General features: G+C 44.3%; 15 protein-coding genes. 8 read left to right on the top strand and 7 right to left on the bottom strand.

The genetic code is table 11. From position 1 onward, the window contains the following. Window positions 1-9: 9 nt before the first annotated feature. Both pdhR and ampD read right to left on the bottom strand, forming a co-directional pair. A complete protein-coding gene (gene pdhR, locus ATG66_RS08255; RefSeq protein WP_098414844.1) occupies window positions 10-777 on the bottom strand; it encodes a pyruvate dehydrogenase complex transcriptional repressor PdhR in 768 nt (255 codons plus the stop codon). A 405-nt stretch (window positions 778-1,182) separates the two neighbouring features. Continuing rightward, window positions 1,183-1,734 carry a 1,6-anhydro-N-acetylmuramyl-L-alanine amidase AmpD gene (gene ampD / locus ATG66_RS08250; RefSeq protein ID WP_098415873.1) on the bottom strand — a complete coding sequence of 184 codons (552 nt, stop codon included), beginning with the start codon at window positions 1,732-1,734 and terminating at the stop codon, window positions 1,183-1,185. Window positions 1,735-2,082: 348 nt separating this feature from the next. Here ampD and nadC point away from each other — a divergent pair, with 348 nt between their 5' ends. The 8 genes from nadC (at window position 2,083) to yacG (ending at window position 9,207) form a co-directional block, all read left to right on the top strand. Beyond that, window positions 2,083-2,970 carry a carboxylating nicotinate-nucleotide diphosphorylase gene (gene nadC, locus ATG66_RS08245; protein ID WP_098414843.1) on the top strand — a complete coding sequence of 296 codons (888 nt, stop codon included), beginning with the start codon at window positions 2,083-2,085 and terminating at the stop codon, window positions 2,968-2,970. 264 nt (window positions 2,971-3,234) lie between these two features. Further along, window positions 3,235-3,672 (top strand): pilin, encoded by a 438-nt coding sequence (locus ATG66_RS08240; RefSeq protein ID WP_098414842.1) that lies wholly within the window; start codon window positions 3,235-3,237, stop codon window positions 3,670-3,672. Window positions 3,673-3,674: 2 nt separating this feature from the next. After that, window positions 3,675-5,360, top strand: coding sequence for a type IV-A pilus assembly ATPase PilB (pilB, locus tag ATG66_RS08235; protein ID WP_098414841.1), 1,686 nt, complete (start codon window positions 3,675-3,677; stop codon window positions 5,358-5,360). Window positions 5,361-5,389: 29 nt separating this feature from the next. Continuing rightward, window positions 5,390-6,613, top strand: a complete 1,224-nt coding sequence (locus tag ATG66_RS08230; RefSeq protein ID WP_098414840.1) for a type II secretion system F family protein — start codon at window positions 5,390-5,392, stop codon at window positions 6,611-6,613. Window positions 6,614-6,679: 66 nt separating this feature from the next. After that, window positions 6,680-7,549: a prepilin peptidase gene (locus tag ATG66_RS08225; protein WP_098414839.1), complete on the top strand. Its 870-nt coding sequence runs from the start codon at window positions 6,680-6,682 to the stop codon at window positions 7,547-7,549. Next, on the top strand, window positions 7,550-8,164 hold the full coding sequence (coaE, locus tag ATG66_RS08220; RefSeq protein ID WP_098414838.1) for a dephospho-CoA kinase: 615 nt from the start codon (window positions 7,550-7,552) through the stop codon (window positions 8,162-8,164). Window positions 8,165-8,191: 27 nt separating this feature from the next. After that, complete coding sequence (zapD, locus tag ATG66_RS08215) at window positions 8,192-8,932, top strand: cell division protein ZapD (protein WP_098414837.1); 741 nt, start codon at window positions 8,192-8,194, stop codon at window positions 8,930-8,932. 80 nt (window positions 8,933-9,012) lie between these two features. Further along, window positions 9,013-9,207, top strand: a complete 195-nt coding sequence (gene yacG / locus ATG66_RS08210) for a DNA gyrase inhibitor YacG (RefSeq protein WP_098414836.1) — start codon at window positions 9,013-9,015, stop codon at window positions 9,205-9,207. A 221-nt stretch (window positions 9,208-9,428) separates the two neighbouring features. Here the strand turns inward: yacG and rplS are convergent, their stop codons facing one another. From rplS to ffh, 5 genes are all read right to left on the bottom strand, one after another. Further along, window positions 9,429-9,782: a 50S ribosomal protein L19 gene (gene rplS, locus ATG66_RS08205; protein ID WP_098414835.1), complete on the bottom strand. Its 354-nt coding sequence runs from the start codon at window positions 9,780-9,782 to the stop codon at window positions 9,429-9,431. Window positions 9,783-9,822: 40 nt separating this feature from the next. Next, entirely contained in the window at window positions 9,823-10,566 is a 744-nt protein-coding gene (trmD, locus tag ATG66_RS08200) for a tRNA (guanosine(37)-N1)-methyltransferase TrmD (RefSeq protein WP_098414834.1), read from the bottom strand. A gap of 28 nt (window positions 10,567-10,594) precedes the next feature. Then, complete coding sequence (rimM, locus tag ATG66_RS08195; protein WP_098414833.1) at window positions 10,595-11,143, bottom strand: ribosome maturation factor RimM; 549 nt, start codon at window positions 11,141-11,143, stop codon at window positions 10,595-10,597. Window positions 11,144-11,172: 29 nt separating this feature from the next. After that, window positions 11,173-11,421: a 30S ribosomal protein S16 gene (rpsP, locus tag ATG66_RS08190; protein ID WP_098414832.1), complete on the bottom strand. Its 249-nt coding sequence runs from the start codon at window positions 11,419-11,421 to the stop codon at window positions 11,173-11,175. 209 nt (window positions 11,422-11,630) lie between these two features. Further along, entirely contained in the window at window positions 11,631-13,004 is a 1,374-nt protein-coding gene (ffh, locus tag ATG66_RS08185) for a signal recognition particle protein (protein WP_098414831.1), read from the bottom strand. Between the last annotated feature and the right edge of the window lie 184 nt (window positions 13,005-13,188).

Below are 13,188 nucleotides of genomic sequence, written 5' to 3'. Positions count from 1 at the left end.
AGTAACGCTCTACGAGTCGTTACCCTGCTGAATTCGACGTAGAGAACGCTCTCGTCGAGACTCTTCTCGAGTCAAATCCAACAATGTTTCTTCGATATAAGCCAAGTGCGAGTGGGACATTTCTCGCGCCTTTTCAGGCTGACCAGAAACAATCGCATCCACGATATTGGCTCGGTGTTTACTCACTTTCTCAACCGCTTCAGGGCGGCGACGTAGTAATTTGAAATTTTGTAGTATATTTTGCTCAAGCAAGGGGGCTAAGCTACGAATAATATGCAGCAGAACGACGTTGTGAGCGGCTTCTGTTAAAGCAATCAAAAACTGCATCACTTCTGCTGACTCTGCTTCAATATCGTTGTTTGCTTGCTGTTTACTGATCCGCTCAAGACAACCTTGAATACGTGCAAAATCTTCTTCGGTACCCCGTAAAGCTGCAAAGTAAGCTGAAATCCCTTCCATTGCATGACGAGACTCAAGCACATCAAGCTGGGTTTCAGAATGGCTAGACAATAAATTTAGCAAGGGATCTGAAAAGCTTTTCCAGATATTTTCACTTACGTATGTCCCGCCGCCTTGACGACGAGTTAACAGACGTTTCGCTTCCAAGCGTTGAATAGCTTCCCGGATTGAAGGACGAGACACATCGAACTGTCTTGCCAGTTCGCGCTCGGGGGGCAATTGTTGCCCCGGAGACAATGTTCCTTCCACAATCAGCCTTTCTAACTCTTGTTCTATAACATCAGAGAGCTTTGGCTGACGAATCCTTTGATAAGCCATAAATTATTGTTCTTCTACTCTTACAGGTAATTGGTAATACCAATTTTAAGTTGGTGCAGAAATTAACATAATAAAAACGTCACTGTCCAGCCAAAATTTGACCCAAATCATAGAACGAGCCTGACTCCAACACTCCATTAACAATCGACCATTAAAACAGCAATAGAATTGGTATGACCAATTACATAAAGCATACAAATGGGAAGTCGACGTGCTAGCGATTTTGGCAAAGAAATACAGAAAATGACAAAATTATCAGCCTATTTATTCATCAAAAGCCATGCGAACGCATGAAAAATGTCGTTAACTTTTAACAATCATTAATATTTCTGGTATCAAAAAAAGGCATACTAGATCGTATGCCTTATTTATTTCGCTTTTTTGAGTTTACACTTTCGCTACAAACTAACCTTGTATTAGCTGTCTATATTTCACCCAATCAAAGCTTAGACCAGGATCGCTCTTTCTCAAAGGTGCGATGTATTGATGCCCTGTGATTCTTGGTTGAGTCACTTGTGGGTAGTGCTGCATTATGGTGAGAGTCAATTCTGCAAGTGCTTGATATTGCAGTTCTGTATAGGCCGTAAATTCTGTTCCTTCGAGCTCGATACCAATGGAATAATCATTACAACACGCTCTCCCTGCAAAACTGGATTGGCCTGCATGCCACGCTCTATCAAGAAAAGAAACAAATTGAACGACTTCGCCATTTCTCTTAATCAGGCAGTGCGCTGAAACGCCCATTTTGTGAATTACGTCAAAAAATGGGTGGGCATTAGGATCTAGGTTGCCGGTAAAAAAGTCTTCTATATAACTCCCACCAAAATGGCCTGGTGGCAAACTGATGTTGTGTACAACCAGCAGAGAGATGTCGTTTATATCAGAGCGGGCATCAAAAAATGGTGACGGAACATGCTTTGCCTGTGTCAGCCAGCCATTCTCGATAATTGGGCGCATATCAACCTCTCTAGTTGTAGGGTCTGTTAACCTTTCACGGTTAAATTTTGTTCGAGATAAAAGCGATTTAATCGCGGCGAGAGGTTTGTAGCCTAGCATTCTAAGCAAAATCCTCTCAACAAAGAGTAAAACGCTGTTAGCCGAACCCTTCGGGCAGCGTTTGTGGCTGCTTTCTACGGCTTTATCAGGTAGAGCAACTACATTTCAAAGCCTCTGCCTTGTATAAAGCCCCCACAAACTGCTGCAAAAATCAGCTTGAAAGGTCAACAGACCCTAAATTAACTGCTGAAATTATTGACACCGGAGAGTATCATTCGTTGCCATCTCCCTTTCAAGACAAGATTTGCGATGAAGAACACACACAATAGTCAACAACGCCTAGAATACCTTAAACAACAACTCCCTTTAGAGATCACTCGCTCTGTCGCTGATACCTTAAAAGAAGATCTAGGTGGCAGTGTCGACGCCGATAAAGACATCACCGCATCTTTGATCCCAGCTAACGCAATCAATACTGCGGCGATCATCACGCGTGAATACGGGGTATTTTGTGGTCAAGCTTGGGCAGATGAAGTCTTTAAGCAACTCGGGGGGAACGTCAGCATCGAGTGGCACGTTAAAGACGGTGATAAAGTCGAGCCAAACCAAGCACTTTGCACTCTAACCGGCCCTGCTCGTGACTTGTTAACTGGTGAGCGTAACGCGATGAACTTCATCCAAACACTGTCGGGCTGTGCAACCACCACTGCAGAGTACGCGGCAAAAATCGCCCACACTGAGTGTCGCTTGCTCGATACACGTAAAACCATTCCGGGCCTGCGCAGCGCACTAAAATATGCCGTCGCTTGCGGTGGCGGTTTTAACCACCGTATCGGTGTGTTCGACGCCTACCTGATTAAAGAAAACCACATCATTGCTTGCGGTGGTATCACACCTGCCATCCAAAAAGCGAAAGAACTCAACCCAGGCAAACCAGTAGAAGTGGAAACGGAAAGTTTAGATGAGCTAAAACAAGCCATCGATGCAGGCGCAGACATCATCATGCTCGATAACTTTACCAAAGAGATGATGCGTGAAGCCGTCAAAATTAACGCCGGTCGTGCAGCACTGGAAAACTCAGGCAACATCACCTTAGAGACTATCGCCGAATACGCCGAAACAGGCGTAGATTACATCTCGGTCGGTGCATTGACCAAGCACCTAAAAGCGATGGATCTTTCGATGCGCTTCAAATAATCAACACAATATAATGTAAATTTAAAATATATAATTCAGTAACTTATCAGCAACCAATCATTAATAAAGGGCCACTTGGCCCTTTGTTTTTATCCTCGATATAAATACATCACTCGCAAAACCCTGCCCACTTGGTGCAACTTAACGCTAAAGAGTTGTATCTCACTCGAGTGCCCGCCTCGTCCCCATTTTCATCCCTGTTCACTCTTCATAATCTCTCCTTAATGCACTCGCATTATTCATGAAGAAGAAAGGGTTACAGATATGAAAAACGTGAAACAAAAAAAACAGCAGGGTTTTACCCTGATTGAATTGATGATCGTAGTGGCGATTATTGGGGTACTTTCGGCAGTAGCTATTCCTGCGTACCAAAATTACGTTCAAAAAACAGAAGTAGCAACTGCTGCTGCTACTGTTCGTGGTTTACTAACAAACATCGACATGTACCAGCAAGAAAATGGTGGCAATTTTCCTACTAACGCCAACCTAGTTGGTGGAACTCAAGATATGAACTCGCTTGGTGTACTTACTTTGGCAACAGCAACGAGCGGTGGCACTGCAACCTTTGCGTTCGACCAAGGTAGCTTAAAAAGCTCTACTGCATCAATAAAGTATACAAAAAACAATAGCACTGGCTGGACATGCGCAACTAAGAACATACCTACTGACTCAAGACCAAATAGTTGCCTAGATACTTATTAGTAATGCACACCAACCTCTCAACGGTTCTTCGTCAAAAAGGGTTACTAACCTTTACCCAAGAAGAATCGTTACTTGAGCAAGTGAACGCCTCCGGCATTTCGATGCCGGAGGCGTTGCTCGTTTCTGGTTTTTTCACCTCAAGCGAACTTGTTGAGCACTTGAGTGAGACCTTTGGCCTAACCCGAGCTGAGCTCGCTCAGCACCAATACTCATCGCTGTGTCAACAGCTCGGTCTACGTGAATTAATCACCAGCCACCATGCGCTGCCGCTGCAGCGCAGCGCTTCCACCCTATTACTAGCCATTGCCGATCCGACCAACCAGCAAGCCGAAGATGACTTCCGCTTTGCTACCGGTTTACAAATCGAACTGGTATTGGCCGATTGTCGTGAACTCAGCGCCGCGATTCGACGCTTGTATGGGCGCTCGCTCAGCCAAGACAAGTCGGGATTAAAGGAGATCAACCAAGAAGAGCTGGCCAACTTGGTCGATGTCGGCGCCGATGAAATTGAAAACATCGAGGACTTAAGCCAAGACGAATCGCCGGTGAGCCGCTACATCAACCAAATTTTGCTCGATGCGGTGCGTAAAGGCGCGTCTGACATTCACTTTGAGCCATATGAAAAAATGTTCCGCGTTCGTCTGCGCTGCGATGGTATTTTGATCGAAACGCAACAGCCTCCAAGCCATTTGAGCCGGCGTTTATCGGCTCGAGTTAAAATTTTATCCAAGCTGGATATTGCCGAGCGACGTTTACCGCAAGATGGACGCATCAAATTAAAGCTAAATCAAGACACCGCCATTGATATGCGTGTATCAACGTTGCCCACTCTGTTTGGTGAAAAGATCGTATTACGTCTGCTCGACAGCAGCTCGGCATCATTGGATATCGACAAACTGGGTTATAGCGAGCAGCAAAAGCAGTTGTATCTTGATGCACTGCGCCGTCCACAAGGCATGATCCTCATGACGGGACCAACCGGGAGCGGCAAAACCGTCTCCTTGTACACTGGGCTGAACATCCTCAACAAGCCTGAAATCAATATCTCTACAGCTGAAGATCCGGTAGAAATAAATCTGTCTGGTATCAATCAAGTTCAAGTTCAGTCTAAGATCGGCTTTGGTTTCGCGGAGGCTTTGCGATCTTTTCTACGCCAAGACCCTGATGTGGTCATGGTCGGTGAAATTCGTGACCTCGATACCGCTGAAATCGCAATAAAAGCCGCACAAACCGGTCACTTGGTCCTTTCTACCTTGCATACCAACTCGGCGGCTGAAACCGTTATCCGCTTATCCAATATGGGCATCGAAAGTTTTAACCTTTCTTCTTCTCTCAGCTTGATTATTGCCCAACGTCTAGCGCGTAAACTTTGTTCTCAGTGTAAACAACCTCAAGAGCTTACCGTTCAGCTGCAACACCTGGGTATTCAATCGACTGATAACCTTTTTAAAGCCAACCCTAGTGGCTGCAACGAATGCACCCATGGCTATTCTGGCCGTACAGGTATTTACGAAGTCATGCGCTTTGATGAATCACTATCCGGAGCGCTCATCAAAGGCGCCTCTGTTCATGAACTCGAAAAGCTCGCCATCGCCAACGGCATGCACACACTGCAAATGTCTGGCATAGAAAAACTGAAACAAGGAATCACGTGCTTTAACGAGCTACAGCGTGTGCTTTATTTTTAATTTAATCCTCTAATCAGCAGTCAATCCCTATGAAGACCACAACGCCACAACTCAAAAACTTCCGCTGGAAAGGCATTAATAGCGCAGGAAAAAAGACCTCTGGACAAACCTTAGCGATGACCGAAATAGAAGTTCGAGAACGCTTAGATGCACAGCATATCAAGATCAAAAAACTTAAAAAAAGCAGCATCTCTTTTTTGACCAAACTGAGTCACCGAGTCAAAGGTAAAGACATCACGATTTTTACTCGCCAAATCTCCACAATGCTGGTGACGGGCGTACCATTAGTTCAAGCCTTAAAACTGGTGTCTGACAACCACAAAAAAGCGGAGATGAAGTCAATATTAATGAATGTTACGCGTGCTGTAGAGGCAGGTACTCCGATCTCCAAAGCGATGCGTACCGCAAGCTCACATTTCGACCCACTTTATACTGATTTAATTGCCACAGGTGAACAATCCGGTAACTTAGCGGAAGTCTTCGAGCGTCTTGCTACTTATCGCGAAAAGGATGAACAACTGCGAGCAAAAGTGATCAAAGCATTGATTTATCCTGCGATGGTTATTTTGGTTGCACTTGGGGTTTCCTATCTAATGTTGACCAAAGTGATCCCAGAATTTGAAAAAATGTTTGTCGGTTTTGGTGCAGAGTTACCTTGGTTTACCAGACAAGTGTTAGACCTTTCAGCTTGGACACAAAACTGGAGCCCCTTTATTGGGTTTGGGGCGGTAAGTTTGTTTCTTTCGGCTCGAATACTGGCCAAGCGTTCCGACTCTTTCCGCTTGATGCTGAACCGCTCAGTGTTAAAATTTCCCGTGCTTGGTCCGGTACTCTCAAAAGCGGCTATTGCTAAATTTAGCCGAACACTCGCCACCAGCTTCACCGCTGGTATTCCGATTCTTACTAGCTTAAAAACCACGTCCAAAACGTCAGGTAATATGCATTACCAACTGGCGATTGAAGAAGTTTATCGTGATACCGCCGCAGGAATGCCAATGTATGTCGCTATGCGTAACTGTAATGTCTTCCCTGAACTGGTATTACAAATGGTCATGATCGGTGAAGAATCTGGTCGACTAGACGATATGCTCAATAAAGTTGCAACGATCTACGAGTTTGAAGTCGACAACACCGTCGATAACTTAAGTAAAATTCTAGAGCCACTTATTATCGTTTTTCTTGGTGTCGTCGTGGGCGGATTAGTGACAGCAATGTACTTGCCAATCTTTAACTTAATGAGTGTATTGGGCTAGAATGAACCGTTAATCCCTTAAAAACAGCATATTGCTGATTTGATTTTTTTCACTCAAGAGACAAATATGGAAGTATTCCAATACTACCCTTGGCTATTCGTTGTGCTTGCCACCATTTTCGGTTTGATCGTGGGTAGTTTTCTCAATGTCGTCATTTATCGACTACCTAAAATCATGGAATTAGAATGGCGACGCGAATGTGCCGAGTCATTTCCTGAATACAAAATAGCACCGCCTAAAGAAGTGCTAACCTTGAGCATCCCACGCTCCTCTTGTCAGAAGTGCGCCACGCCAATTCGTATTCGAGATAACATCCCAGTTCTCAGTTGGCTACTTTTGAAAGGAAAGTGTCATAATTGTCATGCTCCTATTAGCCCTAGATACTCACTTATAGAATTGCTGACCGCCGCTGGTGCCGGATTTGTTGCGTATCACTTTGGACTCAGCGACTTCACCATCGCATTGATCTTTTTTACCTTTGTATTGATCGCGGCAACTTTTATCGATCTTGATACCATGCTGCTACCGGACCAATTAACATTACCATTAACTTGGGCTGGCATTGTCTTAGCATTAGTCGAAATCAGTCCTGTTACTCTGCAAGACTCTATTATAGGAGCCATTGCCGGCTACTTATGTCTCTGGTCTGTTTATTGGGGATTTAAGCTGCTTACGGGTAAAGAAGGGATGGGATATGGTGACTTTAAACTGCTGGCGGCACTGGGAGCTTGGCTGGGTTGGCAGTCACTGCCGATGATCATTCTACTTTCTTCTGTGGTTGGCATCGTATTTGGCTTGGTTCAACTTCGCTTGCAAAAGCAAGGCATTGAAAAAGCATTTCCCTTCGGCCCTTACTTAGCCATCGCAGGGTGGATAAGCTTAATCTGGGGCGATCACATTTTACATTGGTACTTTACTTCAATTCTAGGAGTGTAAATGGCTTTGGTAATTGGTTTAACAGGTGGTATCGCTAGCGGTAAAACCACCGTGGCGAACCTGTTCAAGCAGCAATTTAAAATCGACATCGTCGATGCCGATATAGTCGCAAGAGAAGTGGTTGAGCCGGGCACACCAGGCTTAAACGCAATTATTGAGCACTTTGGTCACGATATCATTCGTGAAGACCAATCACTGGATCGCACCAAACTACGAGAAAAAATCTTCTCGAACCCAAATGAAAAAGCATGGCTTAACGCACTACTGCACCCCATCATTCGTGAAAAGATGATTGAAGATTTGCAACAAGTCACATCAGACTACGCGCTGTTAGTTGTACCGTTACTCGTCGAAAACAGGCTGGATAACTTATGTGACCGAGTTCTTGTGGTTGATGTAGAGCCAAGTACACAGATATCTCGCACCATAAAACGTGACAACGTGAGTGAAGATCAGGTTCGTGCCATCCTTGCGTCCCAGGCATCGCAAGAACAAAGGCTCGCTATTGCCGACGATGTGGTTAAGAATAACCCAAACGACCCAGATCTTTTGCTTCAAATCACAAATTTGCATGAAAAGTACCTAGCCATGTGTAAGAAAGATCTGCGAAAATAGGAATGAAACTCACCAAGGCTTATGTCGATGACCACGCACAAATTTGAACATCCGTTAAATGAGAAAACTCGCATCTATCTAAGAGTAGAGTCTCTGCTGCGTCAGGCTCACTTAGCCTCTGGTTTTGCTGAAACTCACCACTATCAGCTTTTTTTCCGTGCTCTTTTCGATATGGTAGAGATCTTTGAACAGATTCAGTTAAAAAGTGAATTAGCGAAAGATCTTGAGAAACAACGACTGTCATATCGACATTGGTTGAATGTTGATGGGGTGGATCAAGACGCTTTGAATGCACTACTTCAGGAAATTGACGTCGTTCATAGTCAGCTCATGAGCGCCGAGCGTTTTGGCCAAGCACTGAAAGAAGATCGTTTCTTAAGTTCTATCCGCCAACGTTTTAATTTGCCTGGCGGCTCATGCTGTTTTGATTTACCCGCCTTGCATTACTGGTTGCATTTACCGATTGAACGTAAAAAACACGATGCTCAGCAATGGCAAGCAAGTTTAAAACCACTCTCTGATGCACTCGCCTTATGGTTAAAGCTCACTCGAGAAACGGGGCATTTCAAGTCTCAAATCGCCCGTGCTGGTTTCTTCCAAAGTGACGCCGATGGTGCGAATATTCTAAGGCTTCATATTCCTATGAAGTACGGTGTTTATCCTATGATCTCAGGCCATAAAAACCGTTTTGCTATCAAATTTATTTCATTTGAGGCAGGCCAAGCTTGCACGAAAGATATCGAATTTGAGCTCGCTGTTTGTAGCTAAACTATCATTCTCAGTGACGATTTACCCACAGGTTTATAACTATATACCCTTTACACCAAATAATAATGGGACGACAAACTATGTCTAAAATTATCATTGTTCAATGCCCACAGTGTGGTGCTGACGTAGAATGGGGAGAACAAAGCCCTCATCGCCCTTTCTGCAGCAAGATGTGCCAAATGATTGATTTTGGTGAATGGGCAGACGAAGAGAATACAATTCCAGGCGCACCCGATATGTCGGACAGTGATGGCTGGTCGGAAGATCAATACTGATAAATTTAAAATAAAGCATGTCTAAAAGGGGTTGATGTTTTGCATCAACCCCTTTTTCCATTCTTGTTTCTTTTGATGCTTGAGTGACGCTATTTTTAACTCGGTCAAAACAAAAACGCGTAAAGCACCGATAACACTACACGAATGGAAAGAGCAAATTAAAAACATAAAAAAACGGAGCCCGAAGGACTCCGTTTAATATGAGAACGCTAATTATAGCATTACTTCTTAGCAAGTTTCTCTTTGATACGAGCAGACTTACCAGAACGCTCACGTAGGTAGTACAACTTGGCACGACGTACTGCACCACGGCGTTTAACTTCAATGCTATCAACAACTGGAGAGTGCGTTTGGAACGTACGCTCAACACCTTCACCGTTAGAGATCTTACGTACAGTGAAAGCTGAGTGAAGACCACGGTTACGGATGCCGATTACAACGCCTTCGAAAGCCTGTAGACGCTCACGTTCACCTTCTTTTACCTTAACTTGAACAACAACAGTGTCACCTGGTGCAAATTTAGGTAGGTCTTGTTTCATTTGCTCTTGCTCAAGAGCTTTGATGATGTTACTCATTTTTAAATTCCTAGAATAAACTGATACTAAATAAATTAGGTTACTTTGCGTTACGCTCTTTAATGAACTCAGCAAGTAATAGTTCCTGTTCGTCAGTCAGAGCTAGGTTTTCCAGGAGCTCTGGTCTTCTTAGCCAAGTACGGCCTAGCGACTGTTTTAGTCGCCATTGACGAATGTCCTTATGGTTGCCTGACATCAGTACCGCTGGTACTTCTTTGTCATCCAACACTTCAGGACGCGTATAGTGGGGGCAATCTAGCAGGCCATTTGCAAAAGAGTCTTCTTCTGCTGACGCGAAATCTCCTAACACTCCCGGAATAAACCGTGAGACAGAATCAATCAACGTCATGGCTGGTATCTCACCACCCGTCATCACAAAATCCCCAATCGACCATTCTTCATCGACTTCAGATTGAATAATGCGCTCATCTACCCCTTCGTACCGGCCACAAATCAGAAGTAAATTCTCATTCGTTGCCAATTCTTCAACTCCTTTTTGGTCGAGCTTGCGACCTTGAGGAGAAAGGTAAATGACTTTCGTCTTACCGGGTGAGGCTTGTTTAGCAGTCTCAATAGCATCGCGCAAAGGCTGAACCATCATTAACATGCCAGGGCCACCACCGTAAGGTCGGTCATCAACAGTGCGATGCTTATCGTGAGTAAAATCTCTAGGATTCCATGTCTCAATCGACAAAAGACCTTTTTTAACCGCTTGACCTGTTACTCCAAAATCAGTAACAGAACGGAACATTTCAGGAAAAAGGCTAATAACGCCAACCCACATGTTTATCTCGCTCTGTAGTTTTTGGAGATCAGAATCCAGGATCCCAGTCAACTTCGATCCGTTGAGCTTCGCGATCAATACTAATAATCACTTGCTCTTCAAGGAACGGAATTAATCGTTCCTTCTGCCCGAAAGCATCTTTAAGATTTGCTTTAACAACCAGAACATCATTTGAGCCAGTTTCTAGTATGTCAGTAACGACACCTAGATCGTAACCTTGTGTGGTTACGACTTGCATCCCAAATAATTCACGCCAGTAGAACTCATCTTCTGACAGTTCAGGGAGTACTGCAGGGTCAATCGCAATTTCAAAGTTTGTCAGTAAGTGCGCATCTTCGCGAACATCCAGACCTTCCAGCTTAGCTACCATCCCTTTGTTATGGCGCTTCCAACTTTCTACTTTGTGCTCTACCCACTTGCCCTTTTGGTTAATATACCAAGGGTTGTAATCGAAAATGCTTTCAGCATTGTCTGTGTAGGAAAAAACCTTAAGCCAACCACGAATGCCGTAAGTAGCACCTAACTTGCCTACAACAATCTTTTCGTTGCTCATTGTTTCTTTACCTTTCATCGACATAAACTAGCTTCTACTTATAACAGTAAAGATTAAGCCGCTTTTTGAGCGTCTTTAACTAGCTTAGCAACGCGGTCAGATAAAGACGCGCCTTCACCAACCCAGTGGTTAACACGGTCTAGGTCTAGACGCAGACCTTCTTCTTGACCTGTAGCAGTTGGGTTGAAGAAACCAACTTTTTCGATGAAACGGCCAGTTGCAGCGTTGCGGCTGTCCGCTACTACGATTTGATAAAATGGACGCTTTTTAGCGCCGTGACGTGCCAAACGAATGGTTACCATGTCGTCCTCTTTGCTTTCTCAAAAATAAAATTAACCCCAATAACCATTCAAGTAATTAAACAGTTTGGGGTCTCGTGCCAAATTAAAGCTCCGGAATTTTACTCTTCTCCCGGAGCAATGCAAGGGGTTTAGTTACTTTTTCACCAACAGAAATAAATTTTAAAGTTTGTGACGTGCCTAACACCCTGAAACTAAGCGTGTTCGATTAGTTATCGACCAAATGGGTTAAAGCCACCGCCGCCACCCATCATGCCTTGCATGTTGCGCATCATGCCTTTCATGCCACCTTTTTGCATCTTTTTCATCATTTTTTGCATTTGAGTGAACTGTTTTAACATGCGGTTTACGTCTTGTACCTGAACACCAGAGCCAGCAGCAATACGCTTTTTACGCGAACCTTTGATGATTTCTGGACGCTGTCGCTCTTTCATTGTCATGGAGCTAATAATGGCTTCCATTTGCTTGAACATCTTATCATCAACTTTGTCTTTCACATTATCTGGGAGCTGGGACATCCCTGGAAGCTTGTCCATCATACCCATCATGCCGCCCATATTTTGCATCTGGCCAAGTTGTTCACGGAAGTCCTCAAGATCGAAGCCTTTCTTCTCTTTAAACTTCTTCGCCAGTTTTTCTGCTTTATCGTGGTCAACGTTGCGTTGTAGGTCTTCAATTAGTGACAGTACGTCACCCATACCTAGAATACGCGAAGCCACGCGATCAGGATGGAAAGGTTCTAGCGCGTCAGTTTTTTCACCGACCCCCAGAAACTTGATTGGTTTACCCGTAATATGGCGAACAGAAAGCGCCGCACCACCGCGAGCATCACCATCTACCTTGGTGAGAACCACACCAGTTAGAGGCAGCGCATCACCAAAAGCTTTTGCCGTGTTAGCGGCATCTTGCCCTGTCATGGCATCAACAACGAACAACGTTTCTACTGGAGTGATTGCGGAGTGAAGTTCTTTAATTTCACCCATCATCTCTTCATCAATCGCCAAACGACCCGCGGTATCGACGATCAGTACGTCGTAGAATTTTTTCTTCGCATGGTCAACTGCCGCATTAGCAATATCAATTGGCTTTTGATCTGGTGAAGATGGGAAGAAGTCGACACCGATATCCGACGCTAGGGTTTCTAGCTGCTTGATTGCAGCAGGACGGTAAACGTCAGCCGATACAACTAAAACTTTCTTCTTGTCACGTTCTTTAAGGAGCTTCGATAGTTTACCCACCGATGTGGTTTTACCTGCACCTTGTAAGCCCGCCATCAAAATCACAGCTGGCGGTTGAGCGGCCAGATTGAGCGCTTCATTAGACTCGCCCATGACCGCTTCAAGTTCAGATTGAACGATCTTAATGAATTCCTGACCTGGGGTCAGAGATTTTGACACTTCTACGCCAACCGCCTTTTCTTTAACGCGGTTAATAAATTCACGAACGGCAGGCAATGCAACGTCAGCCTCAAGTAAGGCCATTCGCACTTCACGTAGGGTCTCTTTAATGTTGTCTTCTGTCAGACGACCTTTGCCACTGATATTTTTCAGCGTTTTGGATAATCGATCCGTTAAATTCTCAAACATCTTTGTCTCTTCGCTAAAATGGCGATTAATTAGTATGAGTATACCTTAGCCAACGTCACAGTCATACCCGTCCAGCTTCTCTATTCCTATATGGGAAGTTAACTTATTAATTTCAATATCTCATCTCTCACGATTGATATCGGATATAACGTAGCCCCAAAGAGTAATGCAAGGTATAATTTGT

The organism is Vibrio sp. ES.051 (assembly GCF_002563795.1).
GTDB lineage: Bacteria > Pseudomonadota > Gammaproteobacteria > Enterobacterales > Vibrionaceae > Vibrio.
Note: the sequence above shows the minus strand (reverse complement) of the source record. Positions and strands in the feature narration are given on the sequence as shown.